Origin of the sequence: Sulfuritalea sp., assembly GCF_017302275.1 — a bacterium.
Classification (GTDB): domain Bacteria; phylum Pseudomonadota; class Gammaproteobacteria; order Burkholderiales; family Rhodocyclaceae; genus Sulfuritalea.
Map to the genome: position 1 here is coordinate 30559 of NZ_JAFLDR010000011.1, position 18146 is coordinate 48704.

At 66.3% G+C, this 18146-nt stretch carries 12 protein-coding genes; 5 read left to right on the forward strand and 7 right to left on the reverse strand.

The features are described from left to right. The first annotated feature begins 27 nt into the window (after positions 1-27). From alr to J0M27_RS07965, 3 genes are read left to right on the forward strand one after another with little or no spacing between them, the layout of a single operon-like run. The gene (gene alr, locus J0M27_RS07955; protein WP_294989575.1) at positions 28-1119 is read left to right on the forward strand and encodes an alanine racemase; all 1092 of its coding nucleotides are present in this window, start codon (positions 28-30) and stop codon (positions 1117-1119) included. Then, positions 1119-2486 (forward strand): DNA repair protein RadA, encoded by a 1368-nt coding sequence (gene radA, locus J0M27_RS07960; protein ID WP_294989577.1) that lies wholly within the window; start codon positions 1119-1121, stop codon positions 2484-2486. The genes alr and radA overlap by 1 nt, the downstream gene beginning before the upstream one ends. A gap of 22 nt (positions 2487-2508) precedes the next feature. After that, positions 2509-5010, forward strand: a complete 2502-nt coding sequence (locus tag J0M27_RS07965) for an FtsX-like permease family protein (protein ID WP_294989580.1) — start codon at positions 2509-2511, stop codon at positions 5008-5010. Positions 5011-5023: 13 nt separating this feature from the next. Here J0M27_RS07965 and J0M27_RS07970 read toward each other — a convergent pair whose 3' ends face one another. The 4 genes from J0M27_RS07970 to J0M27_RS07985 form a co-directional block, all read right to left on the reverse strand. After that, positions 5024-5881: a DUF364 domain-containing protein gene (locus tag J0M27_RS07970; RefSeq protein ID WP_294989583.1), complete on the reverse strand. Its 858-nt coding sequence runs from the start codon at positions 5879-5881 to the stop codon at positions 5024-5026. Positions 5882-5993: 112 nt separating this feature from the next. Then, complete coding sequence (locus tag J0M27_RS07975) at positions 5994-7598, reverse strand: VWA domain-containing protein (RefSeq protein ID WP_294989586.1); 1605 nt, start codon at positions 7596-7598, stop codon at positions 5994-5996. Continuing rightward, positions 7595-8995: an AAA family ATPase gene (locus J0M27_RS07980; RefSeq protein ID WP_294989589.1), complete on the reverse strand. Its 1401-nt coding sequence runs from the start codon at positions 8993-8995 to the stop codon at positions 7595-7597. Before J0M27_RS07980 ends, J0M27_RS07975 begins: the two co-directional genes overlap by 4 nt. 37 nt (positions 8996-9032) lie before the next feature. Continuing rightward, positions 9033-10472, reverse strand: coding sequence for a 1-acyl-sn-glycerol-3-phosphate acyltransferase (locus tag J0M27_RS07985; RefSeq protein WP_294989593.1), 1440 nt, complete (start codon positions 10470-10472; stop codon positions 9033-9035). A gap of 316 nt (positions 10473-10788) precedes the next feature. Between J0M27_RS07985 and J0M27_RS07990 the strand changes: the two genes are divergently transcribed. Together J0M27_RS07990 and J0M27_RS07995 are read left to right on the forward strand one after the other, a co-directional pair. Next, on the forward strand, positions 10789-11826 hold the full coding sequence (locus tag J0M27_RS07990; RefSeq protein ID WP_294989596.1) for an isocitrate/isopropylmalate family dehydrogenase: 1038 nt from the start codon (positions 10789-10791) through the stop codon (positions 11824-11826). 54 nt (positions 11827-11880) lie between these two features. After that, on the forward strand, positions 11881-13614 hold the full coding sequence (locus J0M27_RS07995) for a diguanylate cyclase (RefSeq protein ID WP_294989599.1): 1734 nt from the start codon (positions 11881-11883) through the stop codon (positions 13612-13614). On the opposite strand, the gene J0M27_RS08000 is transcribed toward J0M27_RS07995, so the two are convergent. From J0M27_RS08000 to J0M27_RS08010, 3 genes are all read right to left on the reverse strand, one after another. Then, complete coding sequence (locus J0M27_RS08000) at positions 13604-15970, reverse strand: Tex family protein (protein WP_294989602.1); 2367 nt, start codon at positions 15968-15970, stop codon at positions 13604-13606. The two genes, J0M27_RS07995 and J0M27_RS08000, sit on opposite strands and share 11 nt — an antisense overlap. 76 nt (positions 15971-16046) lie before the next feature. Continuing rightward, positions 16047-16910, reverse strand: a complete 864-nt coding sequence (locus tag J0M27_RS08005; RefSeq protein WP_294989605.1) for a tetratricopeptide repeat protein — start codon at positions 16908-16910, stop codon at positions 16047-16049. Between the two features lie 136 nt (positions 16911-17046). Then, positions 17047-18015 carry a GGDEF domain-containing protein gene (locus tag J0M27_RS08010; RefSeq protein WP_294989608.1) on the reverse strand — a complete coding sequence of 323 codons (969 nt, stop codon included), beginning with the start codon at positions 18013-18015 and terminating at the stop codon, positions 17047-17049. Positions 18016-18146 lie beyond the last annotated feature (131 nt).

Here is an 18146-nt window from a genome sequence, read left to right on the forward strand (position 1 = left end):
CGGTGATCATGCGCAACGGAGCCTGAGATGTCGCGTCCGATTCGCGCGCGCCTGGATTGGTCGGCGCTGCGCCACAATCTCGGCATCGTGCGGCGCCATGCGGCGGGTGCCCGGATCTGGAGCGTGGTCAAGGCGGATGCCTATGGGCACGGCCTGGTCTCGGCGGCACGTGCCCTGGCCGAGGTCACCGACGGTTTCGCCCTGGTGGAAGTCGAAGGTGCGATGGCGCTGCGCGATGCCGGCTTCACCCAACCCATCCTGATGCTGGAAGGTCCATACCGGGGCGATGATGTCCCCTTGTTCGCCGAACTGGAACTGATCCCAGTACTCCACACCATGTGGCAGGTCGATGCGCTGATCGATGCCTGCCTGCCGCGACGCCAGCCGGTGTACCTGAAGCTGAACACCGGCATGAACCGGCTCGGTTTCAACGCGGACGAGTTCGGCGCCGCGCTCGACAGGCTGGTGGCGGCCGATTGCCTGGAATCCGCGACCCTGATGACCCATTTCGCCGACGCCGACGAGGAGCGTGGCATCCAGCGGCAACTGGAGCGCTTTCGCGCCATGATCGGGCGCCGCGCATTGCCCGTGTCGCTCGCCAATTCGGCGGCGCTGCTGCGATTTCCGGAGGCTGTCGGCGACTGGGTGCGGCCCGGCATCATGCTCTACGGCTCGTCGCCGTTTCCCGCGATGAAAACCGCGCTGGAACTGGACCTGCGACCGGTGATGACGCTGGAAAGCGAACTGATCGCGGTGCGTGACCTGCTGCCCGGCGACACCGTCGGCTACGGCAGCAGTTTCGTTGCCGCGGAACCGATGCGCGTCGGCATCGTCGCCTGCGGTTATGCTGACGGCTATCCGCGCCATGCTCCCACCGGGACGCCGGTGCAGGTCGCCGGGCAGCGCACCTGGACCCTGGGCCGGGTGTCGATGGACAAGATCTGCGTCGACCTCAGCGCGCTGCCGCGGAAAGTCGGCGTTGGCGACACGGTGACCTTGTGGGGCGGAACCGGCGCCATGTACCTGGCGGCCGATGAAGTGGCGACGGCCGCGGGTACCGTGTCATATGAGATGTTTTGCGCCTTGGCGGCGCGCGTGCCTGTCATCGAAGCCGATTGATGGCAAAACCGAGGACGCAGTACAGCTGCACTGAGTGCGGTGCCACTTCACCCAGGTGGCAGGGCCAGTGTCCTGGCTGCGGGCAATGGAATACCCTGGTCGAGGCAGTGGTCGAGACGGCGACTCCGGCGGGCCGCAATTTTGCCGCGCTGGGCGGCGCCAGTGGCCTGCAGATGCTGGCCGAGATCCGGCCGCGCGAGGAACCGCGCCAGGCAACCGGCGTCGAGGAGTTCGATCGCGTGCTGGGCGGCGGGTTGGTGGCCGGCGGCGTGGTGCTGATCGGCGGTGACCCGGGGATAGGAAAATCGACGCTGCTGCTGCAGTCGCTGGCGCGCCTGGCACAGGTCGGTGAGAACGTGCTGTATGTCTCCGGCGAGGAATCCGGCGAGCAAGTTGCGCTGCGCGCGCGGCGCCTGCAGCTCGATGTCGGTGGCATGCAGTTGCTGGCCGAGATCAACCTGGAAAAGATACTTGCCACGCTGGTCAAGCTGCGTCCCGCGGTGGCGGTTATCGATTCGATCCAGACCGTCTGGTCCGATGCCATGCAGTCGGCGCCGGGCTCGGTGGCACAGGTGCGGGAATGCGCGGCACAGCTGACGCGCTTTGCCAAGCAGTCCGGCACCTGCGTGATCCTGGTCGGCCATGTCACCAAGGAAGGCAGCCTGGCCGGGCCGCGAGTGCTGGAACACATGGTCGACACCGTGCTGTACTTCGAGGGCGACACGCATTCCAGTTTTCGCCTGGTGCGCGCGGTGAAGAACCGCTTCGGCGCGGTCAATGAACTCGGCGTCTTTGCCATGACCGACAAGGGCCTGCGCGGGGTCGCCAATCCCTCTGCGCTGTTTCTCTCGCAGCATTCGCTCGACGTGGCCGGGTCCTGCGTGCTGTGCACCCAGGAGGGCACGCGCCCGCTGCTGGTCGAGATCCAGGCGCTGGTCGACGCTTCCCAGGCGCCCAGTCCGCGCCGGCTGGCGGTCGGCCTGGAACAGAATCGCCTGGCGATGCTGCTGGCAATATTGCATCGTCATGCTGGCATCGTCTGCGGCGACCAGGATGTATTCGTGAATGCCGTCGGCGGCGTCAAGATCGCCGAACCGGCGGCCGATCTCGCGGTGCTGCTGGCCATCGTTTCCTCGCTTCGCAACAAGCCGCTGCCGGGCAAGCTGGTGGTGTTCGGCGAAGTCGGCCTGGCCGGCGAGATACGCCCGGCGCCGCGCGGCCAGGAACGTCTCAAGGAAGCGGCCAAGCTGGGATTCACCCATGCCATCGTGCCCAAGGCCAACGCGCCGCGCGCGGCCCTCAAGGGCATCGAGGTCATCGCCCTCGACCGCGTCGAGCAGGCCATCGAGCAGATGCGAAGCTGGTGAAAGGCGACACATGGAGGCCCTCGTGATTTCCCTGAGACTTGCCTTGCGCATGCTGGCCCGCGACTGGCGCGCCGGTGAACTGACGGTACTCGGCATCGCGCTGATGCTGGGCGTCGCCGCGCTGACCAGCGTCGGCTTCCTGACCGACCGGGTCGAGCAGGCGCTGCGACTGCAATCCCACCAGTTGCTCGGCGGTGACCTGCTGCTGACGGCCGACCATCCCTGGCCGGACGCGTTCCGCCGGGAAGCCGCGGCGCGCGGACTGCGCCTGGCCGAGAGCGCGACCTTCCCGAGCATGGTCAGCCTTGGTGATGCCGCCGTCCTGGCCGAGATCAAGGCGGTGTCGCCGGGTTATCCGCTGCGCGGTTCGTTGCGCACCGCTGCCGTGCTGAACGCCGCCGACGAGTCGACCTCGCGTGTGCCGCAGGGTGGCGAAGCATGGCCCGACGAGCGGCTGGCGACCACGCTCGGCCTTGCCGCGGGAACCGCACTGGCGGTGGGCAGGATCACCGTGCGCAGCGGCCCGATCCTTACCATGGAACCGGATCGTGGCATGAACGTGTTCGCGCTCGCGCCGCGACTGATGATCAACCTCGGTGACCTGCCGGCCACCGGATTGATCCAGCCCGGCAGTCGTGCCTACTATCGCCTGCATCTGGCCGGCGAAGCGGCTACGGTCGCTGGCTTCGAGGCATGGGCGAAGGATCGCCTGGGACGAGGCGAGAAGATCGAAAGCCTGGACAATGCCCGGCCGGAGATCCGCAACGTCACCGAACGTGCGCAGCGCTTCCTGCGCCTGGCCGCGCTGCTGGCGGTGGTCCTCGCCGCCGTCGCCGCCGCATTGGCCGCCGAGCGCTACATGCGGCGCCATCTCGACGGCTGTGCCGTGATGCGTTGCATGGGCGCTTCGGCACGCCAACTGTTGCTGATCCATGGCGGCGAATTCCTCGCTTTCGGACTGCTCGCCACCCTCGCCGGTTGCGGCGTAGGCTATGGCGTGCAGATGGCATTGCAGCAGATGCTGGATGGCCTGCTGGCGACCGCGCTGCCGGCGCCCTCGCTGCTGCCCTGGCTGCACGGCCTGGCGGTGGGGCTGACGCTTGTCATCGGCTTCGCCCTGCCGCCGCTGCTGCGGCTGCGGCGGGTGTCGACGCTGCGTGTGCTGCGCCGCGAATGGAGCGGGGCCGAATCTTCCATGTTCTCGGCCTCGGTCGGCGCCTACCTGCTGGGCGGGCTGGTACTGGCCGGGCTGATGCTGTGGATGGCGGGCGAGCCGCGCCTGGGCCTGATCGTGCTGGCCGGCTTCCTTGTCGCACTTGGTTTCTTCGCCCTCATGGCGCGCCTGCTGCTCGCGCTGCTGGGCCGCGTGCGCCCGGCCGGTCGCGGCTACGGCTGGCGCCACGGGCTGGCCAACCTGCGCCGGCGGTTGGCGGCGACGCTGGTGCAGGCGGTTGCACTGGCACTCGGGCTTACCGCGCTGCTGCTGCTCACCGTGGCGCGCGGCGACCTGCTCGACAGCTGGATCAAGCGCGTTCCGGCCGACGCGCCGAATCGCTTCGTGATCAACATCCAGCCCGACCAGCGTACCGCCATCGCCGACTTTTTCAAGGCGCGCGGGCTGCCGCCACCGGAACTGGAACCGATGGTGCGTGGTCGCCTGGTGCAGGTCAATGGCAATCCGGTGGGACCGGAAAGCTTTGCCGACGATCGTGCCCAGCGCCTGGTGGATCGCGAATTCAACCTATCGTGGTCGGCGCTGCTGCCTGCCGGCAACACGATCAGCGGCGGGCGCTGGCATGGCGCCACGACGGGCGCCGAGTTCTCGGTGGAGCAGGGGCTGGCGGAGACCCTGAACCTCAGGCTGGGCGATCGCCTTGCATATGAAATCGCCGGCAACCGGGTCGAGGCGATCATCACCAGCCTGCGCAAGCTCGACTGGGATTCGATGCGCGTCAATTTTTTCGTCATGTCGCCGCCGGCCGTGCTGGCCGACTATCCGGCCAGTTTCATCACCAGTTTCCACCTGCCGGCGGACAAGGCCGGAGCGATTCCGGAACTGGTGCGCCGCTTCCCCAACATCACGGTGATCGACGTCGCGGCGCTGGTCAAGCAGTTGCACGCGACCATCGACCAGGTGGCGCGCGCGGTGCAACTGGTATTCGGATTTGCCGTTCTGGCCGGCCTCGCCGTCCTCTATGCGGCCTTGCAGGCCAGCGCCGACGAGCGCCGCCACGAACTCGCCGTGCTGCGCGCGCTGGGCGCCCGCAGCCGGCAACTATCGGGGGCGCTGGCCACCGAGTTCGCTGCGTTGGGCGCGCTGGCCGGGCTGCTCGCGGGAATCGCGGCCAGCCTGATCGGCTGGGGCCTGGCGCGCTTTGCCTTCCGCCTCGACTACCTGCCGCAAATTGAACTGTGGCTGGTCGGTGCGCTGGCCGGGGTCGTGCTGGTCGTCATTGCCGGTTGGCTGGGCGCCTCGTCGATGCTGCGCCAGTCGGCACTGCCGGCCTTGCGTGCCGCGCAGTAAGGCGCCCTCCGCGCTAGTTCCGTGGCGCCGATGCGCCGCAGGCACGACCCAGCAACGAATTGAAACCGGGATAGTCGTCGCGAGTCAGCGCGAACTTGCCGGAAAAAGCCGAGCGCGATTCGCCGCGCCTGAGGGCGTCCAGGAAGCCCTTCCGATCGGTGATCCAGCTGCCGCCGAGCAGCGTCACGCCGCGCGCGAACAGGGAGTCGGGCAGGCAGCCGGCGCTGGGCCCGACCATGGCGAACCATTTGGCATGGCGGCAGCAGCCCAGCATGCGGTCCAGCGTGTCGTTGAGCAGCAAGGTGCTGGTCGATACCACCTTGTCGCAGGTCGCCAATTCTTCCGCGTCCAGCGTCACGCGGTAGCCCTCGGCGCTGCCGGCGAGTTCCGCCTTGAGTTCCACCACCGTAAGCCGCGCGCCGCTGTCGAGGATGCGGCCCAGCAGGGAGCGGAACAGGCCGATCATGCCGATATGTTCGCCGGCCCGCGGCTGCATCTGCCCGATCGAGTCGGCGCTGTCGCCCGGGCGAAAACCGGCGCGGTCGTACAGGCAGCGGGTCAGCGCGTTGGCGGCGGCGAAACCGAGGGCTTTGCCGAAAGAGTCGGCGCCGGCGTAACGGCGTGCAAGCTGCAGGGCGTCGGCGCCGGCGATGCCGAGGCTGTCACCGCCGGCGTGCAGGCGCGCCAGCGTGTCGTCGAGCAGCACGTAGGATAGTCCGACCGAGCCGTCCTCAAGTTCCAGCGCACAGAACTCCCCCTTGTTGTCGGCATCCGGCTGCAGCGGCGGCAGGTGCAGCGCGTGCACGCGCGGCGCGGGACTGCGCGCGGCGAAGGCTTCCAGTTGAGCCAGGTAGTCGTCGGCGAAGCTCACTGGACTACCCTCCCCCCAACCCCCTGCCCGAGGCAGGGGGTGACGGCGGTTCGCTGCTGCGCAGCTCCGTAACCAGGAGGCACCGCCCTTGGGGCGGCCCTGCGGGCGGCGCTCACGAGTCGTCCTTCCCAGGATTTGAGGGAGCGAGATGCAGGCTGGTGCGTACCGCGGCGGAAACCTCGGCACCGGAAACCGTGGCCTCATGGCTTTCCGCGTTGCGCAGCGCACCGGGAAAATACATCGCCGTCAGGCGGTGCGAATGGATCGGCGAATCGACGTTGGCGCCGCCGAAGCGGCGCCAGTCGCGCACCGGGAAAATGTTGTCCGCGATCTCCAGCAGGCCGACGGTTTCGCGATCGGCGATCAGCACGCCCTGCACGCGCAGGCCGAGTTCGCGCTTGACGGTGGCCAGTCGCGCGGCAAGTTGCGGCGTGGCGCCGAATTCGCCGTCGGTGGCGATCAGCAAGTCGGCCAGACGCCAGCGCTGTTCTTCCATGCTGTCAATCACCTTTTCCAGCGGGCCGCAGATGTCGGTGCCGCCGCGAAAGGCCTGGCCGAGGAAACGGGTGGCGCGTTCGATGCCGCCGCGATCCACCGGGAGTTCCAATTCCAGCAACTCCTCCGGGCCGCCGAAGGCGAACAGCAGGCAGGGGCGGCGCTGGGCGTGGGCGCAACGCACCGCCTCCAGCACCACGGCCTTGGCTACGGCCTCGGCGCCGCCCTGCATCGACCCCGAGGTATCGACGCAGACCAGGATCGGCCCCAGTTCCGGCCGCTTGCCGGCCTGTGGACCGGGACGCGGTTGCATGACCGGCGCCGGGTGCAGTCGAGTCTCGCTCATGCGGTCGTCGTCTTCGTAGCAGAGCAGCGCGCGTTCGGCACGCCGCGCATGCCAGACCAGGCGCAGTCGCGGATGGCCGAGCAGCATGGCTTCGGCTGGCAGCATGCGCGCGATGCGGTCCGAGCGGTGGATGCCCCGGGTTTCGCCGGGCATGTCCGGCACGCGCACCGTGAGCGTTTCGAGGCGGTTGGCGACGGCCAGCTCCAGATGCTCGACGAGAGTCTGGCTGGTTTCGTCGTCGATCTCGGACTGGCGCGAGCGGCCGAGTTCGCGGATGATCTTCGTGAGTTCCGGCAGGCCCGAGAGAAGGCGGCGGATGCGCAGCACTTCCTTCCACCCGGAAGATTGCAACACGCCGCGCAACTGGTCCCAGCGGCTGTGCTCGCAGTCGTTGGGCACCATGCCGAACACTTCGACCAATTCGTCGATTTCGCCGCAGTGCCGGCGCCAGTCGTCGCTGAAGGCGTCGATCGCCATCTGCAGCGCTCGCGCCTCGCCGGCGCCGCGGTCGCGGTAGTCGACAATGAAGTCAAGGTGGAAAAGCACGCTCATCAGCACCGTGTCGGTCAGTTCCTGCCGGCCGGCGCAGTAGCGTGGCAGGTCGAGCGTGGCGATGGCTTTGGCCAGCGCGGCGGCGATCGGCGGTGGCGGCCAGGACCAGGATTCCGCTGCCGGGCCGATTCCCGAAAGGAGTTCGTCGCGCAGCGTCGTCAGCGCTTCCAGGCGCGGCTCCAGGCTACCCTGCGAGTTGGTCATGCCGCCCAGCCAGAGCGAACGCGCCAGGGCATCCAGCTTGGCCAGGCGCCATTCGCCGACTTCGAACAGCAGCGGTGGCGGCAGTTTCTCCGCTGGCGCCGCCGACACGGGCTTGCTCATGCCGCGTCCAGGGATTCGTGGTCCACCGGATCCGGCAGCTTGCCGTCGTCGAGATCCAGGCGTGGCAGTTCGACGAAGCCCGTGCGCGCGGCCTGGGTGCGGGCCGCGAGCTCGTCGATGGCGGCGGCGGTAGCAGAGAGGTTGGCTGCTGCCCGGGTCGTCAGGCCCTCGTTGAGCCAGAGGCTGTTTTTGGCGAAGGCCGCGAGGTCGGCCTGTCGCATCGTGATCTCTTCGGCATAGGCGGCGATCCGTTCCGCCAGCGAATCGATCTGCCGCAGGCGGGCGCCGATGTGGGCGTCGCCGTAGCGCCGGCGCCGACTGTACTTCATGCGTGGCGCGGAGGCGCCGCCCTTGGCATCGCCGACCTCGTCGGCGAGTTCCACCGAGGAAAACCTGAGTCGGCCAGATTCGTCGTAGTCCAGGTCGTTGGCGCGAATCTCGGCCTCGAGCTGGCCCTCGAAGGCTTCCACCACGCGCGTCAGCCGCGCCGGCGAAAATGCTGCGCGCACGCCGAGGCGTGCAGCCAGCCAGTCGGCCACCATCGCTTGGCGCGCTGCGTCCGGCGCAGTCAGCCAGGGCAGCAGCAGCAGGTCCCAAAGGCATACCGCGGCACGGCCTTCGCTGGCCGCCGCCATCCGCAGCAGCCAGGCAATCTTGACCCAGCGCCGGTCCGAAACGTGGATCGTCGCCGAGGCGAAATGTCGGCGCAATTCGGCCAGAACGGCGACGAATTCGATCGGGAGTTCGACCGCGGCGGCTTGCGCGGCGATTGCCGCCAGGTCGCCGCGATCCAGGGTCAGGGCCGGCGCGGGCGGGGCCCAGTCGCGGCTGCGACCGGCATCGAGCAGGGCGCCGAAGCCATCGTCGCTGACCGCCGCGATCGGCAGGCGGACCAGGAAGCGGTCAAAGAAGGCATCGCCGACCTCGTCCTCCGGCACTTCGTTGGTGGCGCCGATGGCGCTGATCAGGGGGCAGCGCTGGCGTCCGGCGCCGTTGTCGAACTCGCGCTCGTTGAGCAGGGTGAGCAGCGCGTTGAGGATCGCGCTGTTGGCCTTGAACACCTCGTCGATGAAGGCGATCGAGGCGTCGGGCAGGAAGCCGGCGGTATGGCGCTCATAGCGGTCTTCCTCCAGCGCCTTGATCGACAGCGGGCCGAACAATTCCTCGGGCACCGAGAAGCGCGTCAGCAGACGTTCGAAATAGCGGGCATCACGAAACACCGTGTGCAGGCGCCGCGCCAACTCGCTCTTGGCGGTACCCGGCGGCCCGATCAGCAGGGTGTGCTCGCCGGCCAGCGCGGCCAGCAGGCACAGGCGCACGCTCTGGCGGCGTTCCACCAGTCCGGATTCAAGGATGTCGATGATGCCTTTCAGGCGAAGCGGAAAATGGGTTTGCATTGGTGGTAGCTATCGAAGTGGATGAATGAAGGGGCGCTCATCGAGGGTCGGTATCCGGTGGTGCGTCAAAATGCGCGATGGAACCTGCGTAGTAGGCAAGCACCGGGAGTTGGTCCGGCGCGGGCCGGAACAACCCGTCCTCCTCCAGCACAAGGTGGCGCAGGGTCAGCATGCGCAGGCCGACGCCGAAGGCATAGTCATGATCGTGGCGCGGGATGTAAAGGTGGGCGCCACGGGCTTCGAGTTCGCCCATGCGGACATGGGCCGCCGCCTTCAATTCCAGTTCGCTCAACGCGCGGGCCGGATCGCGCATCAGGATGCCGGCCACCAGCGGTACTGGGAGCACCGGAATCACGCCGCCAATGGCATCCATCAGTCGCGCGGCAATGCTGCCGACTTCCATCCGCCGGGTCGCGTCGTCCATGGTCGGGAAATGTAGGCCGTGCTCGCGCGCCCAGGCCCGCATCGACAGCGGCGCGCCGAAATTCACGCAGGCATAGCCGAAACGGTGCCAGCCGCCACCGATGGCCTGCAGTCCGTTGCGCAGCAGGAAGCCGGCGGTTATCGCCATTGCGCGGGCGCCGCCGGGTCGCGGGGTGTCCGGATGCAACTTGAGCAACTGGCTGCGGTCTTCCAGTACGCGATCGTAGTTGAGTCCGACGGGAATGAAGACCAGGTCGCGGCGTTCGTCGTCCGGGCGCTCGTCGAAGGTTTTCAGCATGTAGTCGAGCAGGCCGAACTTCGGCGGACGCAAGCGGCCGTCGATCGTCAGACCCCCTTCCGGAAACACGGCTTGGGTCACGCCTGCCTCGGAGGCCATCTGCACATAGCGGGCGAGCACGGTGCGGTAGAGCGGATCGCCCGAGTTGCGGCGCACGAAATACGCGCCCATGGCACGGATCAGCTGCTGCAAGGGCCATATGCGCGCCCATTCGCCGACCGCGAAGGAAAGCGTGGCGCGCTCGGCGGCGAGGAAGGCGACCAGGATGTAATCCATGTTGCTGCGGTGGTTCATGACGAAGACGATGGTCGATTTCGGGTCTATCCGGGCCAGGCCCGGTTCGTCCACGAAGCCGATGCGCACGCGGTAGAGCGCGCGCGCCGCAGCGCGGGCGACCGCGAAGCCGACACGGTAATAGACATAGGCGTTGAAGGCGGGGACGATCTCGCGCGCGTAACGGTCCACCCGCCGCCAGACCTCGCCAAGCGTTTCGCTGGTGGCCGTGGCATGCGCAGCAGCGGCGGCCTGTACCTTGTGGTCGTGAAACAGGCGGTCGATCAGGACCTGGCGGCGGGTAAGCTTGAAAGACGGCAGTTCGACGGCGAGCCGGCCGTCGATCTGGCGGATGACCATCTTGATGCGGCGCCGGAGGAACCAGCGCATGCCGGGTACCAGCAGCATCACCAGCGCCGCCCATCCCGCCAGCGCGGCCAGGATCACGAATGCCCACAACGGAACGGCGACTGACTGGCTCATCTGATCCGACCCTCCGACGTGCGCCCGCCTCGGTCCGGACGGTTGCAACGATGCCGATCATAGCAGCCGTGTTCGGCCATGGCGCCGGGCTCCGCGCTGCGCGATGTCGGCAGTTCAGTGATGCATGGACCGTATGGGCGAATAAGGACTGCGTATAATGCGCGCCTCGCCATGAGGGCAATCGCCGGTCAGTAAGGCGCCATTCAGCCTGCCGTGGCATTGTCCCGATCCGTTGCCCCCGCCCCTTTGTCGGGCGGATTGCGGCCACGACGCGATGTGTTTGAACCTTCCATGCCGACTTGCGGAGATAGTTGATATGAGCACGACCCAGACCCTGATTCCAGCCACCCTGATTCCCGGCGACGGCATCGGCCCCGAGATTACCGCCGCGACGGTGGCGGTGCTCGAAGCCCTCGGCGCTCCATTCAAATGGGATACCCAGGTCGCCGGTCTGGCGGGTGTCAAGGCTTGCGGCGATCCCCTGCCGGCGGCCTGTGTCGACAGCATCCGCACTACCCGGCTGGCGCTCAAGGGGCCGCTCGAAACGCCTTCGGGTGGCGGCTACCGTTCGTCCAACGTGCGCCTGCGCGAGGAATTCAAGCTTTTTGCCAACCTGCGTCCGGCCAAGACCATCGTGCCCGGTGGTCGCTTCGAGAACATCGACCTGATCCTCTGCCGCGAGAACATCGAAGGCCTCTACATGGGCTACGAACACTACATTCCGATCGATGGCGATCCGCACGCCGTCGGCATGTCGACCGGCATCAACACGCGCCAGGGTTGCCGCAACATCCTCAAGTACGCTTTCGATTACGCCATCGCCAACGGGCGCAAAAAGGTCTCCGTGGTGCACAAGGCCAACATCATGAAGGCCCTGACCGGCATCTTCCTCGAAACCGCGCAGCAGATGCACAAGGAACACTACGAGGGCAAAATCGAGTTCGAGCAGGTGATCATCGACGCCTGCGCCATGAAGCTGGTGATGAATCCCTGGCAGTTCGACGTGCTGGTCACCACCAACCTGTTCGGAGACATCCTCTCCGACCTGATGGCCGGCCTGGTTGGCGGCCTGGGCATGACCCCGGGCGCCAACATCGGCGAACAGGCGGCCATCTTCGAGGCTGTCCATGGTTCGGCACCGGATATCGCCGGCAAGGGCATCGCCAACCCGACGGCGCTGTTGATGGCGGCCGCCATGATGCTTGACTACGTCAAGCGCAAGGACCTCGGCGACCGGCTGCGCCAGGCCATCGAAGACGTATTGAACAAGGACAACATCCGTACCGGCGATCTGGGCGGCAACGCTACCACCGACGAGTACGCGAAGGCCTTGATGACGCGGGTTCGAGCCTGATTATCCGCGGCGGCCGCCGCGCTGCGCACGCCATGGCCTGATGCATAATGGGCCATGCGCGCGCCCACCAAACGTTCGTCCATGGTCGGCGGACTCTCAAGCCTGTGGCTACAGCCGGTGATCCTCTTCGCGATCGTCGCTTTTTGTGCCTTGATGTCTTTCGCGCTGAACTGGCGGCAAATCGATGCCAACATGCACGCCGTTGCGCGTGAGCGTGGCGCCGCGCTGTTCAGGCTGCTCGAACTGACGCGAGACTGGAACGCGCGCCATGGCGGCGTCTATGTGCCGGTGACGCCCGCGACGCTGCCCAATCCCCACCTGGATCACCCGCGCCGCGACGTGGTAACCCACGAGGGGCAGCCCCTGACCATGATCAACCCGGCCTACATGACGCGGCAGATCGCCGAGATTGCGCAGTTGGCGGAGGGCGTCCAATTGCACATCACCAGCCTCAAGCCGATCCGACCGGCAAACGCGGCGGACGCCTGGGAGGCCAACGCCCTGCGTCGTTTCGAAGCCGGTCTTGCCGAAGTCACCGAATTCATCCCGGGCGTGGCGCCGGTTCATCGCTACATGGCACCGCTCAAAGTCACCGAGGCTTGCCTGAAGTGCCATTCGCAGCAGGGCTACGAGGTCGGCCAGATCCGCGGCGGCGTGTCGATCATCATGCCGGCGGCCGAACTGCTGGCGATTCGCGATGCCGATCGTATCCGGTCGATCGCGTTCCACCTGCTGATGTTTTGCGTCGCCGCCGCCCTGCTGCACCTGCTGGTGCGGCGCACCCGCGGGTACCTGCTCGCACTCGAGCACCTGACCCTGGAACAGGAACAGGTGATTGCGGACCGCACGCGGGACCTGTCGCAGGCCAATTCGATTCTTGAACGCCAGCTCGAGGACAGCGAAACGGCTGCCACGGTGTTCGAAAATGCTGCCGAAGCCATCGTCGTCACCGACGAAAAGGGCAATTTCATCCAGGTCAATCCAGCCTTTTCCCAGATGAGCGGCTATCCGCCGGAGGAGGTATTGGGCCGTCCGGTCGGCATCCTCAAATCGGACCGCCATCCGGCTGATTTCTATGCTCAGATGTGGCGCCTCCTGATACGCGACAGCCGTTGGCAGGGCGAAGTCTGGAACCAGCGCAAGAACGGCGAAGTCTTCATTGTCTGGCTATCGATCAGTTGCGTTGCTTCCTCCGGGCAACCTCGCCGTTACGTTGCCACGCTGACCGACATCACGCGCAGCAAACAACTGGAGGAAGAACTGCGCCATCGGGCCTACCACGATCCGTTGACCGACCTGCCCAACCGCGCCCTGTTCAGCGATCGCCTGCGCGTAGCCATATCCCAGGCGCAGCGCCACGGTCGCAGCTTCGCCCTGTGCTTCATCGACCTCGACGGTTTCAAGCCGGTGAATGACAGATATGGCCACGCCGCCGGTGATGAACTGCTGGTGGAATGCTCGCGTCGCCTGCGTGCCTGCATGCGAGCTGCGGACACCATCGCGCGCCTGGGCGGCGACGAGTTCGCCGCGATCCTGATCGATGTCGGCTCGCGGCGAGAGGTCGAGGAAGTGGCTACCCGCATCGTCGCCGACCTGGCGCGACCGTTTGCCCTCGATGCAGGCGCCGTATCCATTTCCTGCAGCATCGGCATCGCGTTGTTCCCTGAGCATGGAGCCGATGCCGAAGTCCTGCAGCACAGTGCCGATGCTGCGCTCTATGCGGTAAAGGAGTCCAGCCGCAATGCCTTCCGCATCTGCCCGGAAGGCGGGCAGGACGTCAGCGCCTGAGCTTGGCGAAAGCGGCTGCCATGGCGCCGGAATCATCGGCCTGACGCGAGCCGGCGGTAGCTCTGCCGACGCCCGGCGTTCGATTCGCCGTTCCGCCAGAGACCGAAGGAAGTCCCTGTGGGGCGCCGACTCCTGATGCCGTGATTCCCGGCGCCGGCAGTTCGTCACCCAGGCGCATGGTCAGCGCAATGCGCTTGCGCGCCGCTTCGACTTCCAGCACCTTGACCTTGACCACGTTGCCGGCCTTGACCACGTCGTGCGGGTCCTTGACGAAGCGGTTCGCCAGCGCAGAGACATGCACCAGGCCATCCTGGTGTACGCCGATGTCGACGAAGGCACCGAAGTTGGTCACGTTGGTCACCACGCCTTCGAGCAGCATGCCGGGTTGCAGGTCGCGCAGGTCTTCGATGCCGTCGCGGAATGACGCGGTCTTGAACTCCGGGCGCGGATCGCGGCCGGGCTTTTCCAGTTCGCGCAGGATGTCCTGCACGGTAGGCAGGCCGAAACGTTCGTCGATGTACTTGCGCGCGTCTATTGCACGCAGGCGGGATGCGTCGCCGACCAGCTCACGCACGCCGGCCTTGATGTCGGCCAGGATGCGCTCGACCACCGGATAGGCCTCCGGATGGACTGCTGACGCGTCCAGCGGGTTCTCGCTGGCGCCCACGCGCAGGAAGCCGGCAGCCTGTTCGAAGGCCTTGTCGCCCAGTCGCGGTACTTCCTTCAGCTGGCTGCGCGACTTGAAGGCCCCGTGCTTGTCGCGATAGCTGACGATGTTGCCGGCCAGCGTGCCGTTGAGTCCCGAGACGCGCTTGAGCAGCGCGGCGCTGGCGGTATTCACGTCCACGCCGACGGAGTTGACGCAGTCCTCGACCACCGCATCCAGCGCGCGTGCCAGGCGCGACTGGTTTACGTCGTGCTGGTACTGGCCGACGCCGATGGCCTTTGGATCGATCTTCACCAACTCCGCCAGCGGGTCCTGCAGGCGACGGGCGATCGACACGGCGCCGCGCAGGCTGACGTCGAGCTCCGGAAACTCCTGCGCCGCCAGTTCCGATGCCGAATATACCGAGGCGCCAGCTTCCGACACGATGACCTTGATCAGCTTGAGTTCCGGGTGGCGGCGCATCAGTTCGGCGGCCAGCTTGTCGGTCTCGCGGCTGGCCGTGCCGTTGCCGATGCTGATCAGGCCGGCGCCGTGCTTCTGCGCCAGGCGGCGCAGCGCGGCGAGCGAGCCTTCCCAGTCGCGCCGCGGCTCGTGCGGATACAACGTGGCGGTATCGACCACCTTGCCCGTGACATTGACCACCGCCACCTTGACGCCGGTGCGGATGCCCGGATCGAGTCCGATCACCGTGTGCTGGCCGGCCGGCGCGGCCAGCAGCAGGTCGTGCAGGTTGCGCGCGAAAACGCGGATGGCTTCTTCCTCGGCGCGCTCGCGCAACTGGTTCATCAGCTCGGACTCGATGTGCAGCGAAAGCTTGACCATCCAGGCCCAGCGCGCGGTTTCCAACAGCCATCTGTCCGCCGCACGGCCCTGGTCGCTGATGCCGAAATGGCCGGCGACCATTGCCACGCAGGGCGAGGCCTCGGGTAAGTCCCGCAGTTCCTGCTCGGTCTTCAGCGCGAGGCGCAGGACATCCTCGTTGCGCCCGCGCAGCAGGGCCAGAGCGCGATGTGAAGGAATGCTGCGGATCGCTTCGCGGAAATCGAACCAGTCACGGAACTTGGCACCGTCCACCTCCTTGCCGCTGACCACGGTCGATGCCAGCATGCCATGGTCGTTGAGGTGGCGGCGCAGCTTCTCCAGCAGTGCAGCATCCTCGCTGAAGCGCTCCATCAGTATCTGGCGCGCGCCGTCGAGCGCCGCCTTGACGTCGGGCACGTGCTGTTCCTCGGATTCCGTCTCCGTGCGCAGGTACTTGGCCGCCTCGATTTCCGGCGTCAGCGTCGGATCGTCGAACAAGGCGTCGGCCAGTGGCTCAAGGCCGGCCTCGCGCGCCAATTGCGCCTTGGTGCGGCGTTTCTGCCGAAACGGCAGGTAGATATCTTTCAGGCCCTGCTTGGTTTCCGCCGCGGCAATGGCCGACGCCAGGCCGGATGTCAGTTTGCCCTGTTCCTCGATCGAGGACAGGATGGCGGCACGGCGGTCTTCCAGTTCGCGCAGGTAGTTCAGTCGTTCTTCCAGATTTCTCAGCTGCGTGTCGTCGAGGTTGTCGGTGGCCTCCTTGCGATAGCGCGCGATGAAGGGCACGGTCGCACCCTCGTCGAGCAGTTGCACGGCAGCGGTAACCTGTTGCTGGCGCACACCGAGTTCGTCGGCGATGCGTCGGGCGATATTGGGGGCGGGCGGCATGGAATCCAGTCGGCGGCGAGGGGCAGGGCGCGCACCTTAGCGGCAAGGGCAGCCGAACACAAGTCTTGACAGCGGCCTAGTTCAGCGTTCGTGCCAATGCAATGCGAAATTCCCGTACAAGATCATCGTATTGCCCATCGCTGTCGAGCAGGGTGAACAGTTCCAGCATGGCCTTGCGCGCTGCCTGGTCCTGCCAGTTTCGATCGCGTTTCACGATCGACAGCAATTCTTCCAGCGCCGGTCGATAGTCGCGGGCGAATGCCAGTGCATGGGCCAGGCGCAGGCGGGCATCGAGGTCGTCGGCGTTCGCGGCGATGCGCGCTGCCAGTGCCGCTGTATCGGCTCCGCTCCCGGTTGCCGCCAACTTCAGACGGGCCTGCAGTGCCGCGATGCGTGGCGCGAAGCGGGTCGCGTACCCACGCGACTCGAGGATGGCCTGTGCCGCGTTGATTTCACCCAGGTTTACGTGGATGTCGGCCAGGTCAAGTCGCGCGGCGTCGTGGGTCGGATCGAGTTCCAGCGCATCCGCCAGCAAGGAGTATGCGACCTCCGTGTCACCCCTGGCGCGGGCTTCCTCCGCCGCAATCCGCAGGGGTTCCGCCGGCGAGGGCAGCAGGTCATCGATGAAGGCCCGTACTTGCGCCTCGGGCAGGGCGCCGGCGAACTCCCGTACCACTGCGCCGTTGAGGAAAGCCTTGACGCTGGGAATGCCACGCACCGCATACCGCGCAGCAAGCTCCGGATTTTGATCGGAATTGACCTTCGCCAGGCAAAAGCGCCCGCCGTATTCGGCCGCAAGCTTTTCCAGGATGGGCTTCAGGGTGCGACAGGGCGCGCACCATTCCGCCCAAAAGTCGACCAGCACAAGCACGCGGTGCGAGGCGCCTATGACGCTTTCCTGAAAGTCGGCGCTGCCGACCTCGGTCGAAAATGCATGCATGGTGTGATCCCGCGGAGAAATCGCAAGTCAAGTTTCGCAGGCTGTGACCGGGATTGCAACGCGGACAGGCTTTTTCCTGGGCGTTGGTGTCGGGCTCGCACCAAAGCACCGCGGCCGGGTTCAGTTCGCGCAGGTATCAGGTCTTGGGGGTGCGCTGGTAGGCCTCGATTTCCCCGTTCGCCAGCAGGGCCTCATAGAACGCGACCCGGTTGCGGCCGTGCGTCTTTGCGTAATACAGGGCCTGGTCGGCGTGGCCGAGCAGTTCGACGGGAAACGACGTGTCCCGGACCTCGGTAATGCCGATGCTCACGGTGACCTTGCCGACCTGGGGGAATACGTGGTTCTCGATCGATATGCGCAGCCGCTCGAAGGTCATCTCCGCGTCCCCCCGATCATCGACATAGACGATCACCACGAACTCCTCTCCGCCGAAGCGGTAGATCAGGTCGGTTTTGCGGAAAGTGCTTTGCAGGATGCGGGCGAGGATCATCAGCACTTCGTCGCCGTGCAGGTGGCCGAAGCGGTCATTGACGTTCTTGAAGTGGTCGATGTCGATTTCCCCCATGAAGAAGGATCCGGCGCCTTCGCCCACCTTGCGCTTCGACCGTTCGCCGGCGTGCTCTTGATAAGAGGCACGGATAAGGCCGAGCGCGCGGTCCAGTTGGTCGTCGAAGGTGGATCGGTTCAGTAGCCCGGTCAACCGGTCCACCTGCGAATCCCGCAGGACACTAAGGTAGTTGTCATAGACGCGGAACAGTTCCGTCATCAGGGTCTCTTCCTCCCCGGACAACTGCGGCCGGCGATAAACCAGCAGGTAGCCCAGCACTTTTTGGGCATGGCTCATGATGGGAAAGGAAGTCACTCCTTCGGTGCCGAAAAGCTCCGAAAACGGCTCGGGAAAGTCGGTCTGCGAGACGATGCCCTCGCGCAAGGACGTGGAAAACGCCGGAACGTCGTCGTCGCCGATATGGAAGATCGCGGCCCAGTTCGGTGCGAACAGGTCGGCGACGGTCTTGAGCAGGCTCGATTCGAGCAGGCTGATGTCACGATGTCGGGTGAGCGCCGCGATCATGCTCACTATCCTGGGTGTCGACAGTTGGTTCATGTGCAATGTCCATCGGGGTTCGGTTCAAGGTGCAAAGTGTCTCAGGGCTCGGCGCGGAATGCAATTCGTTGCCGCCACCGCAGGGTACGGCGACCCGGCCGCTGAATCGGGTAGCGGCTCCGCGGGTATAA